Here is a 23,019-nt window from a genome sequence, read left to right as displayed (position 1 = left end):
TGTTTAGCAGGATCATTATTCTTTTGGGGAGTTGACCATGTTAAAATTCACAACTGTTATGTATACTGCCGTGTTCTCTTTATACACAACGAACCTTGCAGCCAGCCCGATCGATTGTACTAAGATTCTTGATCTGTCTCCCATCGTCAAAAAGGTCATTTATTTTGATAGTGGAAAATCGGCATTAACTGCTGATGCTAAGAAAAAAATGGATGATATGGTTGAGGTCGTAACTGGTAATCCCTCACTTAAAATTTGTGCTGTGGGTCAAGCTGATAAAGAGGGCGATCCCGAAGCCAACAAAAAACTTTCCCTGAAAAGGGCCGGAAGTGCCAAGAGCTACCTTATTAAAAAGGGAATATATGGAAAACGAATAGAAACCGTTTTTCGAGGTGAGGCGTATGGGAGTTTTTCTTTCTGGGGAACCGTTGATAAAGTTGATGAAGACCGCAGAGTGGAAGTATCAGCCTATAGTGAGTAGTTGGCTACGGGATTTATAGCGTACGGATATTGTTAGGTTTATGAGATTGTCAAACCCGTTTTCTAGCGGTCATGTTTTACTCTACCACGGGATATTCAAGGACATTCCATCGGGTTTGGAGAGCCGCATTCATAATGTGGTGCCTGACAATTTTAGACAGCAGATTATGTGGCTACGAGAGAATTTTGATATTGTCACTATCGATGACTTCGCTGCGGCAAGTACTAGAAGGGGGCTTGCGGTCATCACTTTTGATGATGCTTACTCTTCCGTTTTTTCTGATGCTTTACCCTGGTTGATTGACGAAGCTATTCCCGCGACCGTGTTTTTGAATAGCTCGTTACTTGAAGGGGAGATCTTTTGGCGAGACAAGATCCGCTATCTTATCACTCATCAACTTGTTGGTAGCTTCCTGTCTTATTGTTCAGGAATGCCTTGGGTGTCAAAGGTGCGCCAAGAGCGGTTTTATAAAGATAGTAAAAAGCCAGGGCTTAATAGCCAGATCGTTAGCGAGGCAGTTGATAGCTATTTAAGGGATAAAGGTCTTACAGAGATCGTTTCTACTCAGCTTGGGCAGGTCATAGCGACAAAAGATAAACTTATATCTCATCCTTTGATAACCTATGGAAATCATACCCACTCTCATTTTGTATTATCTTCATTAACAGAAGAAGAGCAGCGCGAGGAAATTGGCCGTTGTCAATCTTGGCTCATGGAAAGTGGTCTTGGATTAAGTCGCGTTTTGGCGGCCCCGTTTGGAGGGACATCAGATGTTAATACTACGACTGAAAAAATTCTCACCGAACTAGGAATTTCAGCTCTTGCGATGAGCCGTAAAGCAATTAATTCCCCCTATAAGAGAGAGGCCAGTGCCGAGTTAGATGTTTTAGAACGTTACATGGCGCCTTCTACCCTTGAGAGGTTTCAGGAATTGGCGGCTTTGCTTGATCAGGAGTAGCTCTAAATCTGCTCTAATACATGGGTAGCTATAGTGTGAAGTCCCTTGCCTTTGTTGTTCACATATTCAGAGGCCGTTTTTGCAAGGTTGTCTCGCTCATTTGCGCTCGTTAGAAGCTGTATCAGTTGAGCTTCAAGCTGATCAACTTTTTCTAATTTTATAACGGCTTTAGCCTCGACCATTTCATTGCATATAGCTTCAAAATTTTGCATCTCGGGGCCACAGATAATTGCACAGTCCTGTCGCGCTGGCTCTAGAAGGTTTTGGCCGCCTCTCCTAAGAAAAGAGCCGCCCATGACAACAACAGAAGCAAGCTCATAGAAAAGACCAAGCTCACCAAGAGTATCTGCAAGATACAGATCTATCTCGGGGGGGATGTTTTCTGATTTGCTACGTGTCGAAAATACCAAATTGGTCGACTGGAGTTCTTCTACGATGTCCTGGCTGCGGTTGGGGTGGCGCGGGGCAATAATACATAGGAGGTTAGGGATTTTCTCTTTTAATCTTTCCTGGATTTGCGCGAAATAAAGCTCTTCTCCTTTATGGGTGGAGCTTGCAAACCATAGAGGACGGTTCTTTGTTAAACTTCGTAGTTCTTCAAAACCGGTGGGGTCGTATGAAAGTTTTTCTGCGAAAAATTTTAAATTTCCGCTTTCCAGTACCTTGGTGGCACCGAGTTCCTGAAAATGCTGGGCATCTTGTTTGGATTGGGCGAGTACCAGCTTAAAGGATCCTAAAAGATCTTTGATGAAAAAGGGTGCCCTCTGCCAAGATTTGGTAGATTTTTTCGACATCCGCCCATTGATGAGAAGAAGGGGAATTTTGTGTTTTTTCGTCCGAAATATCAGTTGTGGCCAAAGTTCTGATTCTACGATTAATCCGAGGTTTGGAGACCAGTGGGATAAAAAACGCTCCACCGCTGCAGGGACGTCAATGGGCACAAATTGATGTATTGCATTATCTGGTAATCGCTTGGCCATGAGCTCGGCAGAGGTTGTAGTACCAGTCGTGATCAGAAACCGCAGATCTTGTTTTTGTCTGTTAAGCTCTGTGATGAGGGGAAGAATTGACAGCGATTCACCTACGGAAGCGCCATGAATCCAAATCAATTTTCCCTTTGGCCGTGGATGTGAGCTGTATCCCAAGCGCTCTGGGTGACGTTCCGGATGCTCTTTGCCACGTAAACGGCGTTTTTTTAGATGGTATTTAATGATCGGTGAGAGAACCGTAGCTGTAGTACCATAAAGTCCCAAGGCAAATTTAGTCAGAAAAGCGGTCATTCCCTGCACCTTTTAAGAGAGAGCAAGGATTTTGAGTTGGTTGGCAATAACCTTCTGTTCGTCATAGAGCTCAAGAGCTCGTTCCCTACTCGCATCACCCATGGTATCACGTAATTTGGGGCTGTTTACCAGCTTGCAGAGTGCATCTGCGAGTTTGTCTGGTGATTTTAAAGGGACTAGAAGTCCTGTTTTGCCATCGATAACTTCTTCGCGTGACCCACGGATGTTTGTGGCAACTACGGGGAGACCGGTCATCATTGCCTCAATGATAGATCTTGGCATGCCTTCTCTATGAGAGGGGAGCGTAAAGATATCAGAGGCGCGCATGATTTGGTTCACATCCTGCCGATAGCCCAAAAAACGAATTCGTTTTTTAAGTTTTGGGTCGTTTTGCGCGAGTTCAATAGCTTCATTGATGTCAGAAGCATGGTCGCTTTCTAGTCGATCCCCGACTATCCAAAGGGTTGCATCAACCTTTCGCATCGCTTCAATGAGTTCAACATAACCTTTTTCGCGAACCAGTCTGCCGACCATAAGGATGATGGTTTCATCATCCTTTGCCCCAAACTCTGTCCTCAGGGCTTTGCGATAAGACTTTGGTGAGGCGGGATAAAATTTGCTGATATCAATGCCGTTGCCTATGGCTACGATCGTACCGTTTTTGCAAAGGTTATGCTTTCTTGCGGTAACAGCATCTTCTTCTGCCTGGGTAAACAAGGTGTCAGTACAGCGTCCAGCAAGCCATTCCAGCCCAACAAAAATATTTCGTTTTAGGGCTGGCATATTTTCATGAAAATAGAAGCCGTGGGCGGTGTATGCGATTTGGGGCACCTTTGCCACACGAGCAGCAAATCGAGCTATGAGAGATGCCACAGGAGTGTGGGTATGTACGAGATCAAATTTTTCTTCGTTGAAAAAATGTGTCAGTTTTTGAAACGACTTTATATGGGAGAAAATATTGAGACTTCTCTCAATTTCTATTGTTTCGACGCGAAACCCTTCAGCACGGATTTTCTCAACCAACGGGCCGTCGCTACACACACCAACTACTTCGTGGCCTGCGTCTCGCATACCTTTCATTAAAGGTAATAACATGTGATAGAGCGAGAAATCGACAGCGCAAATTTGGCAGATTTTCATTCGGTTCCTGCTGGTTAGACTTAGATGTATATTCCCATTTGCTGGACATCATATAGTTGTCGGCTGCTTACGGAAACGCAATAGTGGATTTTCTGCGAAAAACGTGCACTTCAATACCCGCTTATTGCAGGGCATGCAATGTTTGAAGAGGATGTCTTACTCTATTGTTTTGAGTAATTTGTGAAGAATTTAAATTGTCTAATGAATTAGGTCTTTGTTCCGTGCGTAATGCGAGAGAATATCGCGCTTTGGGATTTACTATGCGCTTGGTTTCACTTTTCAAAATATATAAGCGAGTACACGTATTCGGAGACTTACATTTTGTTAACGTGTTTTTACATTTTTCCCTACCCATTACTGATTGATACCGTATTATTGTTCCTGACTGGGAATGTGTATTGTTCTGTTTCAGCAGAGTAGCTGCCCTTATTGTTCGGAACTTAACCTTTGCCACTTCCGAATCATGTGAATTTCGAGGGGGAAATAAGTTAATTTTTCCTGAGTTGCAGCCCAGAACACAAAATAAACACAAGCCTTGAGAGGTTTGTGTCGCTAAGGGATAGTCAGCGCTTGCGCTACGAAACAATTTATGCCGGGATATTTTCACGTAATGAATAGGTTTGAGGGGGCTTTACGTTATTTGCTGCTCTCCGCATCAATATTGTTATTGTCAGGTTGTAGTTACTTGCCATTAACGGAAAGTATTTTTGCGGATAAGGAAGATGCAGTAATAAAAAGTGCCCCTGATCAGCCAAAAATTGCTGCCCAAGGCGGCGCTAAACACGAGCCGGAAATAGCTGCTGAGCTTGATGTCCCGAAGCCGAAATGGAAGCCTGATAACATACCCCAAATGCCGGAACGGATTACAGAAGACACTGAGGCAGCTCCCACCGAAACTGTTGAGCAATCAGCTCTTATTGAAAATCCCGAGGTGCAACAGCTTTTGGGGATGTCATTTCTCGAGGTTAAGGCTCAACTGGGGCAGCCCGTTTGGATCCGTGATGTCTATCCAGCAAGAGTATGGGGATACGATATCGATTCCTGTAGCTTACAAGTCTTCTTTTATCCAAAGCTGGATCAGGCTGGCGATTATCGGGTTCTAGCCTATGAAAGTGGTCTTGAAGGCGAGGCAAATGGTACCGAGCAGGTGTTGGGTGATGTGGAGAAGCCTTTAGGCACAGACGTCCAAGAGGCAGAGGCTGCTGATGTCGATATACTAGAGCAGAAGTTAGTTCAGGCTTGTTATGAAAAATTATTGAATGATTCTGCTTCTATGAAAGCTGTAATACCAACGAACTCCTCACCTTGAGGGTAAAGGTGAGGTACTCGAAGTTTGGTGTTCTAAAGATTAAGTGAAATACCGGTAGGAAGAATTAAAGATAGTGCTCGTAGGAGAAAGAGAATGATGGCAGCGTCCGTACTTGAAACAACCAGCCCACGTGTCATCCTGGTTGATGATGATGATCTTTTTCGTGAATCTCTCGGATTAAACCTTTCCGAAGAAGGGTTTGATGTGATTGATTTTGACAACGGTTCCGATGTGTTGAGCTTTCTGTTGAATGAGCCCTCTTTAGACCCAATCCTTCTTGATTGGCGGATGCCCGGTCTTGATGGGCTTGCTGTCCTTCGCCGTTTAAGAGAGGCAAGGATGGATAACCCGGTTATCTTTCTCACAATGTTAAGTGATGAGATTTATGAAGAAGCGGCTTTGCGTTGGGGAGCGGTAGATTTTATTGATAAATCCAGACGTTTGCCGATTATTTTACAAAGATTACGCCTGATCGCAGAAGGGACAAAAGGCTCTTCAACTACGCAAGATAATGATAAGCAAGTAAGTGATCCACTTTCTTCACGGGTTGGAGATCTTGAAATCCGTGAAAATATTATGCGCGCATACTGGAAAGGTGAACAGCTGGACCTAACACTTACCGAGTTTGCCATTGTATGCTTTTTAGCCACGGGTATTGGTAATGATGTTAGCTACAGACAGATTTATGATCTGGTGCACGGTAAGGACTTTGTCGCCGGATATGGAACAGACGGTTACAAGGCAAATGTAAGGTCTTTTATTAAACGAATTAGAAAAAAATTCCGTGAAATTGACGATAGTTTTGAACACATTGAAAACTATCCTGGGTTTGGTTATCGCTGGCGGAATGATGGTCCGTCGGGCACAGCCTGAGTAGTCAGGAAGTCATAAAGTGAAAACTCAAAGTGCTGTTACGGCTGGGAATGAATACAAGGCGAGGCGATCCCGCGTTAATCGGGCGGTACATTCGCTTATTGCCAAGTTCGTTATTATGGTGCTCGTTTTTTTCGCTGTACCCGCACTTCTTTATCAAGAGTTTCGCCAGGCAGATCTTGATCGCCAAAACATCGTCCTGACTGCTGTACGAGAACAGGGGCGACTTATGGCGGAAAGCCTTCGGCCGATGTTGGAAAAAGCAGATCCCTCTTCTCTGTTGGATTTGCCCGAAGAGATTGAGCGGATAGCGACAAAGGGCAATGGGATAAAGGTCCTCTTCCGCCCAGCCGGAGAAGAAGGGGTACAAGGCGTTTTTTTCGTTGCCTCAGAACCGCGGCTTTCACCAGATGAGCTCCGCAAGGAAAGAAAAACGCTCGTTGAGCAAGGTGTTTTCGATAATCTTACGGCCAGTTGTTTGATCGAACGCCCGATGGCGATACGCCATTTGCGCCCCAGCGGGTTGGAAGAACTCCTGACATCCATGACCGCGATTCAGACGGATGCCGGATGCTGGGCTGTAATTGCTACTCAGTCGGCGCAGGTATTTCTTGGTTCTTCCATAGGTCAACCCTATTGGAAAACCTTGGAAGTTCAAATTGCCTCGGCTATCTACCTTGGCATGGCTCTCATTCTGGCAATTCTCGTTTTTACAGTATGGAGAGATCTCGCCAGATTCCGTGACCTTGCGCGGGGAATTCGAGAGGGACGGGTCGGAAAGAGTAGTTTTACTTTTGGCAACAAAGTTCCCGAGCTTGAGCCTGTGGCATACGAATTTGACCGCATGACACATACCTTGCGCGAATCATCTGATTCCATTCGCCGAGCCGCAGAGGACAATGCCCATGCATTTAAAACGCCATTGGCCATTATACGCCAGGCTCTGGAACCTCTAAATAAAACTGTGGAACCTGAAAATAAGCGGGCACAACGCGCCCTTCAGGTTGTCGAAGAGGCACTTGATCGGCTGGAAAACCTTGTTTCAACTGCGAGGCATCTTGAGCATACTTCCGCGGAATTACTCAACCCTCCGCGGGAGAATATAAATCTGTCCGCTCTATTGTTGCGGATGCTGGAGGCTTACAACGTAAGCTTTTCAGAAAAAGGGGTTATCCTTCAAAGCACAATTGATCACGAGATTTCTGTGCTCGCTGGTGAGGATATGCTTGAGACGATTTTAGAGAATATCATCGATAATGCCCTTGAGGTTTCTCCTCGCGGAACAACTGTGACAGTTGACTTGATTAACGGCAAGAAAACGGCAGAACTCGCAATTCGGGATCGGGGACCTGGGGTGCCCGAAAGTGAGATTGAACGAATTTTTGAACGCTATGTTTCTTATCGACAACGTAAGTCAAACGAAGATAAAGACGAGCAGATAAATCCAGGTAGCCACATGGGGATTGGACTTTGGATCGTCCGCCGCAATGTGGAAGCTATCGGTGGATATGTTCGCGCTGAGAACCGTCAAGACGGTGGGCTTTCGATTATCGTATCCCTTCCTCAGAACAACGAATAAGGCCAGACCTGTTCATCAGAAGGGTTCTCAGCCAATAGATCTTGCGAGAGCAGGGTAATACCTTAAGAGAGTAAGGCCTCTGGAAGCCATATAGATGGCCATAGAGAGCCAGAGACCATTATTTCCCCACAGAGGTACAAATACCCAGGTGCTGGCCAGGAAGATAATGAGAGACTGGATCATGGCATTTCTAAGTTCTTTGGTCTGTGTGGTACCAATGAATATACCATCGAGTTGAAAGCTTCCGACGCTAACCATCGGCAACAAGATAACCCATAGAAGGTAGGCTTGGGCGGTTTCTTTTACACTCTCGATGTCGGTAAACAGGCCGATAATTACATTCCCGGCAGCAAAGAATATCAATGAAAAGGCGACAGAAGTAAGTAGAGCCATAAAGCTACTGGCTTTGACGACACTTCTGAATTCGCGATTATCTTTTTTACCCTTTGCGTAGCCAGTGGTTATCTCGGCAGCATGAGCAAAGCCATCCAACCCATATGACGAGAAGTATAGGAAGTGCATTAGAACCGCATTCGCGGCAAGGGTATTGTCGCCGAGCCCGGCCCCAATGCGCGTGAAGTAAGCAAAAGAGAATATCAGACACAGTGTGCGAATAAAGATGTCTCTGTTAACAGTAAAGAGGGCTCGGATATGGGTCGCCTCGAATACATTTGTCCAATTGATATTTTGATTCAGGAAATTAGACCGTTTGAGAATTATCCAAACGCCAGCGAGAAGGCCAACGGTCTCTGCAATTACTGTGGCCAGAGAAACACCCTCTACTCCCCAGCCAAGCTCGATGACAAAAAGTAAATCTAACAAGATATTTACGGTGTTTATAATGATTTGCAGGATGAAGGTTAGTCTGGGTTCTCCTTTGCCGATCAACCAGCCGATAACCGCGTAATTTGCAAGGGTGATCGGGGCGCTCCAAATCCTGATGTAGCTATAATCTAATGAGAGAGCCCGCACTTGTGGACTTCCGTCAATCAAGTCAACACAAAGCATTAGTAAAGGGATTTGGAAGAGTATTAATAAGAACCCAAGTACAATGGAAAGCGCAATCGGGCGAAGTAAGGATGCCTGTTGTTCATCTTTATTATCGGCGCCAAATGCCTGAGCGGTAAACCCGACTGTGCCCATTTTGAGAAAGCCAAACCCCCAGAACAAGAAGCTGAAAATTGTGCTTCCTACTGCAACACCACCGATATAAGCAGGATCGGGCAGGTGTCCCATCACCGCCGTATCAACTGCACCTAGTAGAGGGACAGTCAAATTTGAAATGATCAGAGGGGTTGCAAGGGTTAGGATGCGTTTATATTGGTTGGTCAAAAAAAAGCCTGCTGGGTCTATCGTCTCAAAGAAAAAGTGTGTCTTGCCACACCGGGGTGCCGTCCTTGTTATAGTCCAATAATAAGGGCGGCCCCACATGTTTTTTCTCAGTAAAGAGGATTGGCCAACAAGCCTTTTTGTGGTTGGAAAGCCTCTGGATAAATCTAGTCTTAGAGGTCGGACCTGTTAGTTATGATACCTCCGGCGGCTCCTGGAATTGCGACGACAATTCGTCAAGCGTTCTTGAGGATATTCTGCTGTTTGTCTTAAAAATCCGAGAGTTCTATGGGCACCTTCGTTGGACTTGGCAACCAGGTCTTCATATTTATTCAATAAACGTTTAGCTGCTAATGCAGGATCGAGCTCATTGGGAAGGCTTAGTATCCAGGCCAGGATAGCATCTTCGGCTGGCGGTATTTTAAGACTATCCATCATCACCATCTGGTGGATAATGGACTTAGGGTCGTCATTGATTTTGGAATGAGAAAACTTATCAGAAAGACTGACGTCAGTAGTAATAGTCGGCATCGCTATATCTCCTCCGGTGCACCCCGCCCGGGTTAGTGGTTGAACAATGCGATGGCAGGTCTCCTGGCTCATGGATCATCAATACTTGTCTATCCTTCCCGATCTTATCTGTAAGACCAGTGGGTAACATGACAGTATCTAACCATTTACAGTTGCGGGGGCAGCTTTGGATTCAGTCTTTTGGACGTCACCAAATTCCCTTTTCATCCCATAGGGGGAACCTCGCGATTTAGGAAACGTTACTTGAGGAACAGGGATTGTGTCAATTGCCTGAATATAAATTGCAGTAAATTAAAAGAGGAAGGGCTCATCTGTCTCCAGAGAGTGTCGCATATGTCATACTTGAAGCGATCGAACGTGTTTTATAGATTTAGGATTCTTGGTTTTTTGCCTGGAAAAATAACCGGGTTGCAATCGAACGATTCTCGATAGAGAGGGGCTCGGTTTTAGGCGATTGCGTGTCCGTTATAGCGAGATTTTTGCTTTCACTCCGAGGATGTAATTTCGTAGTTGAGCTCTTCTTTCTGGGGCTAGATTTGGGAAGCGTTTTGATGAGCTCAGGGCTAATCTCGGTCTTGATGTTGGTTACTGGAATGGCACCAGGTTTTCGGGCTTTTATTGTGTTTTGTGCCTCTTTTTTCTGTGCCTTGGCTTTCAGGGCAGCCACTCGCATTTCTTTATTTAGGCGGTGTTTTTCATCACGCCAGGCCTTTAAAACTTTACGTCTGTAGGGTGTGCTGAATTCTTGGTTGTAAGAGTGATATCTTCCAACTGCAGAGGTCCATGATGGGGATCTCTTACGAAGATTAACCAGAAACTGTCCGGCATATTCAACATTTTTATAGGGATCAAAGGCCTCATCTAGTGAGCTAAAAGCTTTGGCATGGTGATGTAGGTTAACCTGCATGCAGCCTACATCGATATTTCTTACGCCCTTTGCCTTCAACATACGGACTTCGTTGATTGCAGCTTCTTTAGAGGGGAGATATCTGCCTTTTCCTTCAGCCATTACTGTCCAGGGCCAGGCAACTCTTGCACCTTTGTCTTTGTCCCATTTTCCTGATTCAACCAATGATATGGCACGAAGAAGATGAAGCGGGATTACTTTCCGCATTTCTACTTTTGTAATAATACCCGCGCATATATCGCTATCACCTTGAGATTCAAGGGATAGTGCATTTTGACTCGTCAATGTGATAGCCAAAAGACCAGCGCTGATAGACAGTATTAATTTGCGGGGTAACATAAACTTCTCCTCTCCGTCCTTATCCTAAGCAATGTCTATGCCAAGATGTGAGGCATAGACATTGTCATAATCGGAATAGGGAATAATGTTCTCAATCGGTTTGGATCGGGAGCATTCGCGGAAGAATTTCCCATGTTTCTTGGGGAAAGCGTCGTGTTACGCGATTGATGTAACTGGTCGCTTCACCTTCCTTGATGGCCAATATTTTTACCGGTTCATGATTCTTACGGATGAGGAAATCCTGACGGTGCTCATATTCTAACATTTTCTCCTCCTGGGTTTTGGGTTTACTGGAGTGTTGCAAAATCAAGGCCAATGGAATGTCTTCAGCATATTAAAATGATATTTCCCCCTCCCTTTTTGAGGGGTGAAGAGAATTGTTAAGATAGGAATTGTCAGAGTTTTCGTTAAGTGCAGGAACAATTGTTGCTCATATTACAAACGCTTAAGACGAGATGGTTTTTCTTCTGAATGGTAGGGGGGGTGAGGTGTCGGGCTTAAAAATAATTTTATACATCGCAGCGTAATGTCAGGTGGAATTGCAATGATTAAGGTGAAAGAAATATTAACAGGTCGTCTTTAGGGATATATTTATTACCAAATAGAAAACGGCAGGCAGTTATTGCCATTTTGATTGTCAATATGCTTGTTACTCTTAAGGAATATTGGGTAAGGTTTAAGCCATAAAGGGCAAAGTCATCTTCGTGGCTATGGTTTGATAGGGAAACTTAATAATCGAGCGATGATGATTCTATTGCCCCGACCCCGCGGATAATTTGATCCATTAGGGATGTTATCAAACCTATTTCAGGGCGCTGTTCAATTGTTTCTTCATCCATATATAAATGGCGCGAAATTTCAATTTGAAGACAGTTGATCCCCAATGCCGGTTCCCCATAATGTTTTGTAATAAAGCCGCCTGGATAGGGGTTGTTATTTAGCACTCTGTAGTGATTTTCTTTAAGAATTGATTCCAATGTCCTGCTGATCACGCTTGAGCTGGATTTGCCAAAACGATCACCAAGAACAAAATCGACCTTAGGCGGCTTTGGATTGTTTTTTGTTGCTTGAGTGGATAGGTGCGGCATTGAATGACAATCAATCAGAATGCAATAACCGAATTTTCGTTTTGTCGCATCAACGAGCTGTCGCAAAGTTTGGTGATAGGGCCAATAATATTTTTCAATGCGTTCTTTAGCTTCAGCAAAGGTGAGTTTGTCTTTGTAGATTTGTGTGTCGCTGGTTACATTTCGGGCGATTGTTCCAAGCCCAACCGCTACTCTCGGCGAGTTTGTATTCACATAACTCGGCAGTTCATCCTCAAACATATGAGGGTCAAGCTCAAAGGGCTCTCTATTTGCATCGACAAATGCCCTGGGGAAAAGGGCACAGAGCAGAGGAGCGCCAAGTTTAGGGGCATTTTGGAAAAGCTCATCTACGAAGCTGTCTTCAGAACGCCTCAAATTGTGGCTGTCCAACCGAGAACCTTCAACGAAAGAGGTTGGGTAGTTATTTCCGCTATGAGGAGAGGAAAGCACAACAGGGAGGGTGTGTTCTTTTGGTAAATGAAGACGATAAGATTCGGTTTCTTTTACCACACCATCTTCATGAGATTCCTTTATAGAGGCAGAAGTTGCTGGACGTTTATCTATCATCTCTTTGAAATCTAAAGTCATGAATTCTCTAATTGTTAATATTCACATGGTGCTGCGTCCATAAAGAAAGGTTACTATAGTCTTTGGTATAACCCAATAAGGGACTGTAAAATTTTGCATAAAGATATTGGTTTGGAAAAGCTGATGGGTAATGGCTGATATATTGCTTGCGGAAGATGATGATAACCTAAGGTATTATCTGCACCATGCCCTCGAGCGTGCGGGGCATAAAGTAATCTCTGCTGCAAATGGGCTCGAGGCTGAGGAAACGCTTTCCTTTCATCGTTTTGATTTGGTTTTAACAGATGTTGTCATGCCCGAAAAAAACGGTATTGATCTCGCAAAGACTGCGCGGCAATTCCAACCAGAAATTAAAGTAATGTTTATTACCGGATTTTCCGGGGTCGTGTTGAGCGAAGCTGAAGGAGCTTTTGGTGAAGTCGCTGTGTTGTCGAAGCCATTTCACCTCAAAGAATTGGTCCTACAGGTAAATAAAGTGCTGTCCGGTTCCAGGCGGTAATGGATTAGAGTATAACTATTGTCGAAAACTTCTTTATAAGGGCTTGTCAAACATCTGACAGTTTGATATTTCCCTCTCACCGGACGGGGAAACCCACCGGGTAGAGGGCGCATAGCTCAGCGGTAGAGCACTTCGGTGACATCGAAGGGGTCGTAGGTTCAAACCCTTCTGCGCCCACCATGAAAACCCCAAGGGAAACCTTGGGGTTTTTCTTTTATTCATCTCTGCATAATTTCGGTATTTAGATCTGAAGATTCTAGATCATTTTTTCGATGATGGTTTTTTTGTTTGATGCTCAGAGCACTGTCGTTGAGCACGTATAAATTCTTTTGAATTTGTTCGAAGGCTCAACCGTAATGATTATGCAACCTGTGACAGATGGTTTTTGGGAAAGTAAACGGAAACGGTCGTACCTACTCCTAGACTGCTTTCTATTTCGAGAGTGCCGCCATGAAGTTCCATAATCTTGTTGGAGATTGATAGGCCGAGGCCTGTACCTTCCCTTTCCTTGTGATAAACATCCCCAACTTGTTCGAAGGGTTTCAGTACCCGTTCTAGATCTTCATGTGCAATACCGCAGCCTGTATCATCAACTGATATCATTAGATTGTGGTTGCTATAGCCTGCCTTGATCTTAATTTCTCCATGGTTAGGAGTGAATTTAATGGAATTGGACAAGAGGTTGAGTAAGACCTGTTTAATCGACGTTTGATCAAGCATTAATTGCGGCAGATTGGCCGTTATGTCTGTGGTTATTTCAATCTGTTTTTCACCCAATTCTGGTTTCACCATTTGGATCGTACTCTCGATCAGGCCGTTGAGATCAACTTTGGATTTTCTCAGTTTAAATCGACCCGCCTCAATTTTGGAGATATCAAGAATATCGTTGATGAGCTCGAGCAAATGTTGCCCACTTTTTTCAATATCAATTGCATATTGCTCATAGTGTTTATCACCAAGTTCCCCAAAAGTCTGATGGGTCATCATTTGTGAGAAACCGATGATGGCATTTAAGGGGGTGCGCAGTTCATGACTCATATTCGCGATAAAATCAGACTTTGCCTTGTTTGACTTCTGCAGGTCATTCTCATAGGCGATCTGTTTTTTTTGCAAATCGTTATAGGCCTGTACCAGATAGCCAATCTCATCCTTGGAAGACCAGTCGACCTGTTGACGCTTGTTACTGGATTTTGCATCTTGAATGGAGAGGATTAACCGCTGCAAAGGAACACCAATCAGCCGCTGTACAGTGAAGGTCGTAACCCACAACAGGACTCCTGCAATGATTAACAGTATCAGACCATCAATGAGCAGATGCTTGAGCATCTGCTCATTGTTAACAGATTTGTTGTAGATAAGTTGAAGTGTTCCGACGGTTTTAACTTTGCCAAACCGTAAAGTCTCTAATGTTTTAAGAATAGAAATGTGGTCAGGGGAGGTTAGATTTTGTTGTTCGCCATAGGATGCTAATACGTCTCCATCGTTGTCCTTTATATAAGCGGTAACGAAACCAGGATTATAACTAAGGGGGGCGAGGGCAATTTGCAGGGTTTGGAGGTCGTAATTCCACACACTGTTTGCAATTGGGGCAACAAGACTGTCGGCAATACTTTCAAATCGCTCGGATAACTCTTCCTCGAGAACCCGATATCGATTGTATTCCATAAAGATAAAGAACAGAACTAATGCTAAAGAAACGACTATAATCTGAACGGCAAGTAACTTACTGCGAAGAGTGCTAACCCCCATAGTTACTCCGTATTCGTGCGAACTCACCATTCTGGCGAATGATTTTCAGTCCTTCATTGAACTGGTCATTCACTTGCTGGTAGTTGGGCCACTCTTTACTCAGGCAAATATGAAACGGGACTATTTTTGCACCTGCAACCGGAAGAAAATCTAACTTTGAAGACAAACCGTTTTCCTGAGCCACAAATTTTGCAGCTTCGGTTCCCACGTAAAAAACCTCAGCGTTACCATTGGCGACCACCAACAGGCCCTCTTTCATAGAGTTAACTTTTTCATGGGGAATGCCTAGGCCAGTTAATTCTTTGTCCGTAGCATAATCACTAACTGTGACCACGGTATGTTGCTGAAGACTTGAAACTCCTTCAAGAGATAAGTCCTTTTGGTCCTTACGAATTACAAAGGTTACACTTGCTTCACTGATGGGATCAGACCAAATCGCAAAAGAGGCTCGTTCCTCTCTGTAGGCACAGGTTATGACTGCGGTTGCCTCACCTTTCTCAATCATTACCATTGCGCGTTTCCAAGGTACGAAGGACGTCTGGGCCTCAAGACCTACAGCCTTGAATGCAGCTTCTGCAACCTCGACATCAAAACCACGTTTTCCGTCTGAAGAGTTTTGCATATCAAAGGGGGGGTAGTCTCCTGTAACCAAAACGATAGGCTCTGCATTAGATGTCTGAGGTGCTAAAACCCAGAATGAGGTAACTAAGAGAGCAAGTACAAAGTTGATGAAGCGTCTTTTACTATGATTATCAAAGCTGGGCATTATGTCTTATCCTCGAGAAGATGTTGCCAATCAGACTGAACTAAATATGTAGAACGTTTTGGATAGTCATAAAAAAATTAGAGTTAATATACAGTAACACTCTTAAGTATCCATTAAATATATTTCCCCGTTTGATTGTGTAACTATCTTGCAAATAAAGCCTTTTCGAGAATATCGGGGTGCAGGAGATTTTTCAATACCTGGATTGAATCTTTTGGATAGTTTATAGCTCATGGGGCGATTTTCTATTTTGAAAATCTAGGAGACAGGAGATCTCGACTTAGTAACCTTCTCGACATGGTTTATTTCATGACATTTGTTGAAAGACAAACGAGGGCAATATTTAAGGAATATGGGTAACGGGTAATTCAGCTAAAAAGAAACCCCCAAGTGGATACTTAGGGGTTTCTATTCGTTTTGTTAGTTGCCGTAGGCAATATTTGGCAACCATGTCACTATTTGAGGGAAGTAATATATAAGCCCAAGGCCAAGCACTTGAAGCAGGATAAATGGTGCGACCCCTTTATAGATATGCGTAACTTTAATCTCGGGAGGGCAGACACCTTTAATGTAGAACAGGGCAAATCCGACAGGTGGGGTGAGAAATGATGTTTGCAGGCAGACGGCAAACAAAATGGTAAACCAAACCAAATCAAAACCAAGTCCTTGAACAACTGGCGCAACCAGAGGAAGGATGATCAAGGTGATCTCTACCCAATCGAGGAAAAAGCCCAGCAGAAATACAATAAACAGAATAGTTATCAGGACACCATCAGGCCCAAAGGGTAATCCGGTAAGGGCGTCAGCAATAACCTCATCCCCGCCGAGACCGCGCAAGACAACCGAAAAAGCGGTTGCCCCGACAAAAATGGCAAAGATGAAAGACGCTGTTTTTGTGGTGGAATAAAGCGTGTCTTTTATTACGCTAAGACTAAGGCGCTTGTTTGCAGCGGCAAGTGCCATTGCCCCTGCTGCACCAACACCCGATGCTTCTGTTGGGGTTGCTACTCCAGCAAAAATTGATCCAAGAACGAGCAGGATAAGTCCTGCCGTTGGGAGTACGGCTTTTACAACGTCCCAGGCGACAGACCAGTCAACCTTAGCTCGGTCTTCCATAACAGGCGCAACGGACGGTTTTAGATACGCTAAAACCAATACATAAGTGACATACATTGCTCCGAGCATAATCCCCGGAAAGAACGCGCCCATGAAAAGATCGCCAACTGAAGCTTCTGGTGTTGCCAAGCGATCAGCCATCAAAACAAGCATGATGGAAGGGGGAATAAGTATGCCGAGCGTGCCCGTGGCGCAGGCGGTGCCAACTGCTAATTCTTTCGAATAGCCACTGCGCATCATAATCGGTAGAGAAAGCATACCAAGGAGGACAACGGATGCGCCGATAATGCCTGTGGTCGCCGCAAGAAGGACACCGATTACAATAACAGTTACGGCATAGCCACCTCTAACGCCACCAAATAACTTTACCATATTGGTCATCAAACGTTCGGCAACTCCAGATTGGTCTAACATAATGCCCATAAATATGAACATGGGCAGGGCGACCAGGGTCTCACTGCCGACTAATCCCCACAGTCGTTCCGGGACGAGGCCAATTGAACTTCCCCAGTCAAACCAAAGATCCGCGCCAAACTGTTCGACAGAAACGATACCAATAAAGGTCCAAATAACGGCCGTCCCAGCCAATACCCAGGCAACTGGGAAGCCGCTAAATAGTAGAAATCCGAATGTTGCAAACATTCCGATGACGAAGATTGTTGTAATCTCCATGTTTATTTCTCCCCTTCAGGCGTGCCGCCGTTAGAACTCACTGGATGCGGAAAGCCGAAGAGCAAAGCCGTTACCTTTAATAGCCGTGAACTAGCTGCCACGATTAATAAACCCATTGAAAAGGGAAGGAAAAATTTCATAATCCATCTCATGGGGAGGCCGCCAGGAGCTTGGGAGCGTTCTCCCTGCTCAAAAGAGCTCATGGCATAGGGGATAACTTCCCATAGGGCGATGACAAGGAAGGGCATTAAGAGGAGCAAAATGCCTAAAAGTTCGAGCCAAGCCTGGGTTTTAAGTGAAAACCGTTCATGCAAGACATCAACCCGTACATGGTCGTCGTGAACCAGGGTATAGGAAAGCCCGACCAACCAGGCCGCACCCGCAAGATGCCACTGAACTTCTTCCAGCATCACGGAACCTTGGGAGAATACGTACCGCGCGATAACAGAATATAGAATGACACCTACGGTTATAACCCATAACCAGGAAAACAGGATTCCTATTCGATTGACCAGGGCGTCAAGATTATCTGAAAGTGCTGTGCGAGGCAGCTCGGTATGGTGAATGATCTCATGCTCTATATCGGTTAAACTATGAGGGTGTCCCCCGGTTTTCCGAAATTTTTCTTCCATGTCAATTCTTTCCCATACACACGCTGTCTACGCACGACACTTTATCAGTATTATAAGCTTATGAATTACTTGATAAGCTCAGTTGGCAGGTAGGCATGCTCATCCCAGATCACATATTCAGCCTGGAAGGCTTGTTGTGATTCCAATGCACGTTTGAAATCGGCATCGCCAGCAGCTTCTTCTGCAAGCACTTCATTGGTGATGCCTTTTAGCTGCTTCAAAATTGGCATTGGGATCTTGCCAACGTTGATACCTTCAGCGGCTAGTTTGGTCAAAACAGCACCGTTTTTGTATTCGCCTTCAGCTAGGCCACGAAGCACACCTGCTGTACAGGTTGATTCAATCAACGCTTTTTGAGCTGGTGTTGTACTCTTCCATTCGTCGCCGTTGATCAACATGTACTGGGCTGTGAAAGGCTGATGCCAACCTGGAAACAGGTTATTTTTCACGATCTGATTAAAACCAAGGATCTGGTCAATTGCCGGCATAGAGAACTCGGTTGCGTCAATTGTGCCCTTTTCCAAGGCCTGGAACAGTTCGCCACCCGGTAACATGGTCACGGAAGCGCCAAGTTTTTCGATGACCTTGCCGCCAAGACCTGCAAAGCGGATTTTCATACCCTTGTAGTCTTCCAGGCTTGTAATTGGTTGTTTGTACCAACCTGCAGTTTCTGGACCGATGATGCCGCAAAGCTGCGCGTGGACGTTAAAGCCTTTGTTGGCATAAACTTCCTGTAGCATTTGCTCGCCACCACCATAAAGGTACCAGCCGGCAAATGCTGGGGGCTTCAGGCCAAATGGAACTGCCGCAAATAGAGGAAGGGCAGGCACTTTACCCTGGTCATATCCGATCCAGGTATAGCCCGCGCTGACTTTGCCATCGGATACAGCCTGTAATATTTCAAAAGGGGGAAGTAGTTCTTTGGGCTCATATACTTTGATCTTCAAAGAGCCGTCACTGGCCGTGGTAATTTTATCAGCAACCCAGGCAGCTGGTGACCCAAGGCCTGGAAGTTTTGTCGAGAATGCAACAGGCATTTTCCAGCGTAGATCGTCGGCCTGGGCCGTGCCGAGCGTAGAAAATCCTGCCGTAGCTATTGCTGCAGATAGGAGTAAATTTTTAATCTTGGACATAGGATGCCTCCCTTAGAGGTTCAAAAATAAATTACGCTTACTGCTCTGTCTAAATGAACGGCAACAGAGCGGTTGCTTAACGTATTCAGTGATGAAGGGGACTGTTTTGGTAGGTGACGAATGATGGTTACGCCAAGAACAGGTTGATCCTGTCTGGATAATTCTCTTTTTTCTATCGTATCATTTCGCCGTTCAGCTTCCCTCTTACTTTACTCAGCAAATAGGAATGAGTGCCCCAAGCCTATGTGCTGATTTTATTTGTTTGGTTTCTGTAAGCTCCTTTTCTCGTTTGAGTTTTGTGGTCAATTTTGAGTGGGTCTTATAAATTTCTGTCCGCTTTAATCATGTCTGCGGCTTTTTCGGCAATCATGATTACAGGGGAGTTGGTGTTGCCGCTGGTAATCGTTGGCATAATCGATGCGTCGGCGACGCGAAGTCCCCGAAGACCGTGTACTCGGAGGCGATCATCTACAACCGACATGTCATCCGATCCCATTTTGCAGGTGCTTACGGGGTGGAAGATGGTTGTTCCAATTTTACTTGCCGCTTTTGCCAAATCGTCGTCTCCGTCGACGGTTGAGCCCGGTAGATATTCTTCTGCGTGATATTTTTGTAAGGCGGGCTGGGAGGCAATTTTACGGGCAAGCCGGATAGAATCTGCTGCGACCTGCCGGTCCCCCGGAGTGGAGAGGTAATTGGGTTGAATTTCTGGATGGGTAAAGGGATCTGGGCCTTTGATGCAGATGTGCCCTCGACTTTCTGGCCTCAAGTTGCAAATGCTTGCTGTAAAGGCCGGGAAGTCGTGCAGTGGGTCACCAAATTTATCAAGAGATAACGGTTGAACGTGGAATTCTACATTTGCAGTTTCAAAGGCAGGGCTTGTCTTGGCAAATGCGCCGAGTTGGGAAGGTGCCATAGACATTGGTCCGCTACGCGATAAAGCGTATTCAAGCCCGATACCCAGACGCCCAAGCAGGCTATTGGCGCGTTCGTTAAGGGTTGCTATTCCGTCAACTTTGTAAATGCACCGCAGTTGTAAGTGGTCCTGAAGGTTTCTCCCGACGCCTTTTAGCTCATGTGCCGGACTAATCCCGTTATTTCTCAGACTTTCTCCTTCACCTACTCCTGAGAGCTGAAGAATTTGTGGTGAACCAATTGCACCAGCAGAAAGAATGACTTCTCCTGTTGCATTTATGCGGGCGTCTTTATCTCCCAAATGTAAGTCGGCTCCGATCACACGGCCTTCTTCTATGCGTAGTTTTTTGACTTGGGCATGTGTGAAGACTGTTAGGTTTTGACGATTTTTTACCGGTCTGAGGAAGCCTTTGGACGTGTTCCAGCGCCACCCCCGCCGTTGGTTCACATGGAAGTATCCACAGCCCTCGTTATCGCCTCTGTTAAAGTCGTTGGTTGCGGGGATACCAGCTTCTTCTGCAGCATCACGAAAAGCTTCGAGAATATCCCATTGTAAGCGTTGCTTTTCTACCCGCCATTCCCCGCCTTCGCTATGCATGTCATCTGCGGGTACTGCTTGTTGATCTTCGGACTTGAGAAAATAAGGGAGGACATCATCCCAACCCCAACCCAGGTTTCCGAACTGACGCCATTGGTCATAATCCTGAGCCTGACCTCGCATGTAGATCATGCCATTGATTGAAGAGCAGCCGCCGAGAACACGTCCGCGTGGATAGTTCAAGGAACGTCCGCCAAGCCCGGGAACAGGCTCCGTTTTAAAGCCCCAGTCGGTGCGAGGGTTTCCCATACAATGGAGGTAGCCGACAGGGATATGTATCCACATGTAATTGTCTTTGCCGCCAGCTTCGAGGAGGGCGACTTTAATATTCGGGTCTTCTGACAGGCGATTGGCCAGAACACATCCCGCACTGCCGGCTCCGACGATTACATAATCGAATGTTCCAAGATTCTTAATTTGGGAATCATTCTTCATTGATTTTGACTTGTTCTTTTTAGCAATTAACCCCAACCCTAAACTCTTTTTGATGTCGTGCTTGATTGAAATTGGCAGCTTATAATTGATGTTTAATTTGGCCAACTTGATGCACGATCAATTTCACCGCATGACAGTGATGCTTATTAATGATCATTAAAATGTGCATTTTTGAATTTAAGTGTGCTATTTTGCACATATGATAACAGATAAATTAAATTGGAATGATCTTCGTTACTTTGTTGAGGTCGCACATAAAGGACGATTGTTGACTGCTGCCAAGCGGCTTGGTGTCAATCATACCACTGTGGCGCGGCGAATTTCAGCGCTAGAGAACGCGCTTGAAGTGAAGCTGTTTGAGCAAGATGAAAGTGGTTACCACCTAACCGACGTGGGGGAGAATCTTTTGCCCCTCGCTCAACAAATGGAAGATATATCAGAGCTTGCAAAAGAGCGCGCTCAGTTGTCGGGGCAATCTCTGTCGGGAAACATTCGTATCGGTGCTCCGGATGGTTTTGGGAACTCTTTTCTTGCAGAGCAGATAACAGAGTTTCTTATTGATAATTCAGGTCTAACAGTTGAGCTACTACCGGTTCCACTGACCCACAATCTCCTCAAGAGAGAGGTGGATCTATACATAACCTTCGAAGAAGCCGCGAATAAGAATATCTTCTGCCGTAAGATTACGGACTATAAACTCTATCTTTATTCGTCCAAAAGATTTATTGAAGCCAATGATATCGACCTGACAAATGCCGATGAAATATTGAATGCCCCTTTTGCGAGTTATGTCGATGATATTCTCTATACCGAGCATTTGAGCTTTAACAAGTACATCAAAAGTAATCTGAATAATCAGTTCCAGAGTTCAACTTTTAATGCCCAACAGCAGTTTGTTGCCAATGGAGGCGGTTTTGGCGTGTTAGCCTATTACATGGCCTGTAAGGACCCTCGTTTGATTCCGGTATTTACGAGCGAGTATAGCTTCACACGTTCTTATTGGCTGCAAACTCCGTTGGAGCTTCGCCGTTTGGCAAGTGTGCGTAAGCTGGAAAAGAAGATTATGACACAGGCTCGAAACAATCAGTCTCTATTCATGCCAGACAATATTTAAATTACAGAATTACCCCGATATTTTCCGACGCGGGCAAAGCTTACCAAGCGGCTTGGTAGATCGAAAGTATGTCCGCTTCGCTAAGCTCTCTTGGGTTGTTGACCAACAGTCTGGATTGGTTCATCGCATCGCTTGCCAGCCTTGGTAAAAAGTCCTGTGATATGTTCATCTCGCGCAGAGTTTGTTGCAATCCACAGCGCTCTGAAAGCGCAGCCAAAGACTGGCAGAAGGCTTCCGCACACTCTTTCCCCTCTAATTTGGTGAGTTCAGGAAAGGCATAAGGGGCAATTTCAGCATAAGGTTGAGGCGCGGTTTTTGTATTGAACTCCAATACATGGGGAAGAACCAGTGCATTTGAGAGCCCATGTGGTATGTGAAAATGCCCGCCAAGAGGGTAAGCCAAAGCGTGTACTGCGGCCACGGGTGAGTTGGCAAAGGCTTGTCCCGCAAGCATGGATCCCAAAAGCATGTCAGATCGCGCGTCTATGTCGGCACCATTGTGCACGGCTTTCTCCAAGGAAGCTCCCATGAGGCGTAACGCCTCTTTTGCGAGATTTCGCGAGATTGGATTGTTATTGGGGTTGGCAGAGGCATAAGCTTCTATGGCATGGACCATGGCATCGATGCCTGTGGCAGCAGTGATGTGTGCGGGCAAGCCGAGTGTTAGCTCTGGATCCAGGAGTGCAATGTCGGGTAAAAGTATGGGCGAAACGACGCCCATTTTTTCATTGGTTCCCGTTGTTACAATCGAAATCGGAGTAACCTCAGATCCTGTCCCTGCAGTGGTGGGTACAAGGATCAAAGGCAGGCGTGGGCCTTTCGCATTGCCTACACCATATACTTGCTCCAGCTTTTCTCTACCGGGAGCGAGCAAGGCGACGAGCTTGGCGACATCAAGGGAAGAGCCGCCGCCCAGACCAACAATACCTTCTGCACCACATTCAATTGCAACTTCTGTGGCTTCAAGGATGATTTTCTGGCTCTTCTC

The 23,019-nt window shown here is 45.4% G+C and carries 21 protein-coding genes, 1 tRNA gene and 1 riboswitch; of the genes, 8 read left to right on the top strand and 14 right to left on the bottom strand.

The window, feature by feature from the left end; translation table 11 throughout:
- The first annotated feature begins 37 nt into the window (after window positions 1-37).
- A complete protein-coding gene (locus ACOGW3_RS04345) occupies window positions 38-481 on the top strand; it encodes an OmpA family protein (protein ID WP_419901850.1) in 444 nt (147 codons plus the stop codon).
- Between the two features lie 46 nt (window positions 482-527).
- Window positions 528-1,439 (top strand): polysaccharide deacetylase family protein, encoded by a 912-nt coding sequence (locus tag ACOGW3_RS04340; RefSeq protein WP_419901849.1) that lies wholly within the window; start codon window positions 528-530, stop codon window positions 1,437-1,439.
- 2 nt (window positions 1,440-1,441) lie between these two features.
- On the opposite strand, the gene ACOGW3_RS04335 is transcribed toward ACOGW3_RS04340, so the two are convergent.
- Complete coding sequence (locus ACOGW3_RS04335) at window positions 1,442-2,719, bottom strand: 3-deoxy-D-manno-octulosonic acid transferase (RefSeq protein WP_419901848.1); 1,278 nt, start codon at window positions 2,717-2,719, stop codon at window positions 1,442-1,444.
- Window positions 2,720-2,731: 12 nt separating this feature from the next.
- Window positions 2,732-3,859, bottom strand: coding sequence for a glycosyltransferase family 4 protein (locus ACOGW3_RS04330; protein ID WP_419901847.1), 1,128 nt, complete (start codon window positions 3,857-3,859; stop codon window positions 2,732-2,734).
- Window positions 3,860-4,469: 610 nt separating this feature from the next.
- Here ACOGW3_RS04330 and ACOGW3_RS04325 point away from each other — a divergent pair.
- From ACOGW3_RS04325 to ACOGW3_RS04315, 3 genes are all read left to right on the top strand, one after another.
- Window positions 4,470-5,168, top strand: a complete 699-nt coding sequence (locus ACOGW3_RS04325) for a hypothetical protein (protein ID WP_419901846.1) — start codon at window positions 4,470-4,472, stop codon at window positions 5,166-5,168.
- 93 nt (window positions 5,169-5,261) lie between these two features.
- The gene (locus ACOGW3_RS04320) at window positions 5,262-6,041 is read left to right on the top strand and encodes a response regulator transcription factor (RefSeq protein ID WP_419901845.1); all 780 of its coding nucleotides are present in this window, start codon (window positions 5,262-5,264) and stop codon (window positions 6,039-6,041) included.
- 19 nt (window positions 6,042-6,060) lie between these two features.
- On the top strand, window positions 6,061-7,620 hold the full coding sequence (locus tag ACOGW3_RS04315) for a sensor histidine kinase (protein ID WP_419901844.1): 1,560 nt from the start codon (window positions 6,061-6,063) through the stop codon (window positions 7,618-7,620).
- Window positions 7,621-7,647: 27 nt separating this feature from the next.
- On the opposite strand, the gene ACOGW3_RS04310 is transcribed toward ACOGW3_RS04315, so the two are convergent.
- From ACOGW3_RS04310 to ACOGW3_RS04290, 5 genes are all read right to left on the bottom strand, one after another.
- Complete coding sequence (locus ACOGW3_RS04310) at window positions 7,648-9,051, bottom strand: MATE family efflux transporter (protein ID WP_419901843.1); 1,404 nt, start codon at window positions 9,049-9,051, stop codon at window positions 7,648-7,650.
- A gap of 87 nt (window positions 9,052-9,138) precedes the next feature.
- The gene (locus ACOGW3_RS04305) at window positions 9,139-9,480 is read right to left on the bottom strand and encodes a hypothetical protein (RefSeq protein ID WP_419901842.1); all 342 of its coding nucleotides are present in this window, start codon (window positions 9,478-9,480) and stop codon (window positions 9,139-9,141) included.
- A 35-nt stretch (window positions 9,481-9,515) separates the two neighbouring features.
- Window positions 9,516-9,720: riboswitch (cobalamin riboswitch) on the bottom strand.
- 130 nt (window positions 9,721-9,850) lie between these two features.
- Window positions 9,851-10,726, bottom strand: coding sequence for a transglycosylase SLT domain-containing protein (locus tag ACOGW3_RS04300; RefSeq protein ID WP_419901841.1), 876 nt, complete (start codon window positions 10,724-10,726; stop codon window positions 9,851-9,853).
- A 91-nt stretch (window positions 10,727-10,817) separates the two neighbouring features.
- Complete coding sequence (locus tag ACOGW3_RS04295; RefSeq protein WP_419901840.1) at window positions 10,818-10,991, bottom strand: hypothetical protein; 174 nt, start codon at window positions 10,989-10,991, stop codon at window positions 10,818-10,820.
- Window positions 10,992-11,454: 463 nt separating this feature from the next.
- Window positions 11,455-12,402: an N-formylglutamate amidohydrolase gene (locus ACOGW3_RS04290; protein ID WP_419901839.1), complete on the bottom strand. Its 948-nt coding sequence runs from the start codon at window positions 12,400-12,402 to the stop codon at window positions 11,455-11,457.
- 130 nt (window positions 12,403-12,532) lie between these two features.
- Here ACOGW3_RS04290 and ACOGW3_RS04285 point away from each other — a divergent pair, with 130 nt between their 5' ends.
- Together ACOGW3_RS04285 and ACOGW3_RS04280 are read left to right on the top strand one after the other, a co-directional pair.
- Window positions 12,533-12,901, top strand: a complete 369-nt coding sequence (locus ACOGW3_RS04285) for a response regulator (RefSeq protein ID WP_419901838.1) — start codon at window positions 12,533-12,535, stop codon at window positions 12,899-12,901.
- A 105-nt stretch (window positions 12,902-13,006) separates the two neighbouring features.
- Window positions 13,007-13,081 (top strand) — tRNA-Val (locus ACOGW3_RS04280).
- Window positions 13,082-13,261: 180 nt separating this feature from the next.
- Here ACOGW3_RS04280 and ACOGW3_RS04275 read toward each other — a convergent pair.
- The 6 genes from ACOGW3_RS04275 to ACOGW3_RS04250 form a co-directional block, all read right to left on the bottom strand.
- The gene (locus ACOGW3_RS04275; protein ID WP_419901837.1) at window positions 13,262-14,677 is read right to left on the bottom strand and encodes a sensor histidine kinase; all 1,416 of its coding nucleotides are present in this window, start codon (window positions 14,675-14,677) and stop codon (window positions 13,262-13,264) included.
- Complete coding sequence (locus ACOGW3_RS04270) at window positions 14,640-15,416, bottom strand: substrate-binding periplasmic protein (RefSeq protein WP_419901836.1); 777 nt, start codon at window positions 15,414-15,416, stop codon at window positions 14,640-14,642. Before ACOGW3_RS04270 ends, ACOGW3_RS04275 begins: the two co-directional genes overlap by 38 nt.
- 420 nt (window positions 15,417-15,836) lie before the next feature.
- Complete coding sequence (locus ACOGW3_RS04265; RefSeq protein WP_419901835.1) at window positions 15,837-17,204, bottom strand: TRAP transporter large permease; 1,368 nt, start codon at window positions 17,202-17,204, stop codon at window positions 15,837-15,839.
- 2 nt (window positions 17,205-17,206) lie between these two features.
- Entirely contained in the window at window positions 17,207-17,836 is a 630-nt protein-coding gene (locus ACOGW3_RS04260) for a TRAP transporter small permease subunit (RefSeq protein ID WP_419901834.1), read from the bottom strand.
- 65 nt (window positions 17,837-17,901) lie between these two features.
- Window positions 17,902-18,969: a TRAP transporter substrate-binding protein gene (locus ACOGW3_RS04255; RefSeq protein ID WP_419901833.1), complete on the bottom strand. Its 1,068-nt coding sequence runs from the start codon at window positions 18,967-18,969 to the stop codon at window positions 17,902-17,904.
- Window positions 18,970-19,288: 319 nt separating this feature from the next.
- The gene (locus tag ACOGW3_RS04250) at window positions 19,289-20,917 is read right to left on the bottom strand and encodes a GMC family oxidoreductase (protein ID WP_419901832.1); all 1,629 of its coding nucleotides are present in this window, start codon (window positions 20,915-20,917) and stop codon (window positions 19,289-19,291) included.
- A 199-nt stretch (window positions 20,918-21,116) separates the two neighbouring features.
- On the opposite strand from ACOGW3_RS04250, the gene ACOGW3_RS04245 reads away from it, so the two are divergent.
- Window positions 21,117-22,031 carry a LysR family transcriptional regulator gene (locus ACOGW3_RS04245; RefSeq protein ID WP_419901831.1) on the top strand — a complete coding sequence of 305 codons (915 nt, stop codon included), beginning with the start codon at window positions 21,117-21,119 and terminating at the stop codon, window positions 22,029-22,031.
- Window positions 22,032-22,071: 40 nt separating this feature from the next.
- On the opposite strand, the gene ACOGW3_RS04240 is transcribed toward ACOGW3_RS04245, so the two are convergent.
- Window positions 22,072-23,019, bottom strand: a 948-nt coding sequence (locus tag ACOGW3_RS04240; protein ID WP_419901830.1) for an iron-containing alcohol dehydrogenase, incomplete at its 5' end; no start/stop codon positions are given.

Source organism: Kiloniella sp., from assembly GCF_965205715.1.
Taxonomy (GTDB): Bacteria; Pseudomonadota; Alphaproteobacteria; order Kiloniellales; family Kiloniellaceae; genus Kiloniella.
Note: the sequence above shows the minus strand (reverse complement) of the source record. Positions and strands in the feature narration are given on the sequence as shown.

Bases quoted from the DNA above. Each gene is read 5' to 3' on its own strand.
- ACOGW3_RS04345 (WP_419901850.1), top strand. From the start codon at position 38: ATGTTAAAATTCACAACTGTTATGTATACTGCCGTGTTCTCTTTATAC.
- ACOGW3_RS04335 (WP_419901848.1), bottom strand. From the start codon at position 2,719: ATGACCGCTTTTCTGACTAAATTTGCCTTGGGACTTTATGGTACTACA.
- ACOGW3_RS04330 (WP_419901847.1), bottom strand. From the start codon at position 3,859: ATGAAAATCTGCCAAATTTGCGCTGTCGATTTCTCGCTCTATCACATG.
- ACOGW3_RS04325 (WP_419901846.1), top strand. From the start codon at position 4,470: ATGAATAGGTTTGAGGGGGCTTTACGTTATTTGCTGCTCTCCGCATCA.
- ACOGW3_RS04320 (WP_419901845.1), top strand. From the start codon at position 5,262: ATGATGGCAGCGTCCGTACTTGAAACAACCAGCCCACGTGTCATCCTG.
- ACOGW3_RS04310 (WP_419901843.1), bottom strand. From the start codon at position 9,051: ATGTGGGGCCGCCCTTATTATTGGACTATAACAAGGACGGCACCCCGG.
- ACOGW3_RS04305 (WP_419901842.1), bottom strand. From the start codon at position 9,480: ATGCCGACTATTACTACTGACGTCAGTCTTTCTGATAAGTTTTCTCAT.
- ACOGW3_RS04300 (WP_419901841.1), bottom strand. From the start codon at position 10,726: ATGTTACCCCGCAAATTAATACTGTCTATCAGCGCTGGTCTTTTGGCT.
- ACOGW3_RS04295 (WP_419901840.1), bottom strand. From the start codon at position 10,991: ATGTTAGAATATGAGCACCGTCAGGATTTCCTCATCCGTAAGAATCAT.
- ACOGW3_RS04290 (WP_419901839.1), bottom strand. From the start codon at position 12,402: ATGACTTTAGATTTCAAAGAGATGATAGATAAACGTCCAGCAACTTCT.
- ACOGW3_RS04285 (WP_419901838.1), top strand. From the start codon at position 12,533: ATGGCTGATATATTGCTTGCGGAAGATGATGATAACCTAAGGTATTAT.
- ACOGW3_RS04270 (WP_419901836.1), bottom strand. From the start codon at position 15,416: ATGCCCAGCTTTGATAATCATAGTAAAAGACGCTTCATCAACTTTGTA.
- ACOGW3_RS04265 (WP_419901835.1), bottom strand. From the start codon at position 17,204: ATGGAGATTACAACAATCTTCGTCATCGGAATGTTTGCAACATTCGGA.
- ACOGW3_RS04260 (WP_419901834.1), bottom strand. From the start codon at position 17,836: ATGGAAGAAAAATTTCGGAAAACCGGGGGACACCCTCATAGTTTAACC.
- ACOGW3_RS04255 (WP_419901833.1), bottom strand. From the start codon at position 18,969: ATGTCCAAGATTAAAAATTTACTCCTATCTGCAGCAATAGCTACGGCA.
- ACOGW3_RS04250 (WP_419901832.1), bottom strand. From the start codon at position 20,917: ATGAAGAATGATTCCCAAATTAAGAATCTTGGAACATTCGATTATGTA.
- ACOGW3_RS04245 (WP_419901831.1), top strand. From the start codon at position 21,117: ATGATAACAGATAAATTAAATTGGAATGATCTTCGTTACTTTGTTGAG.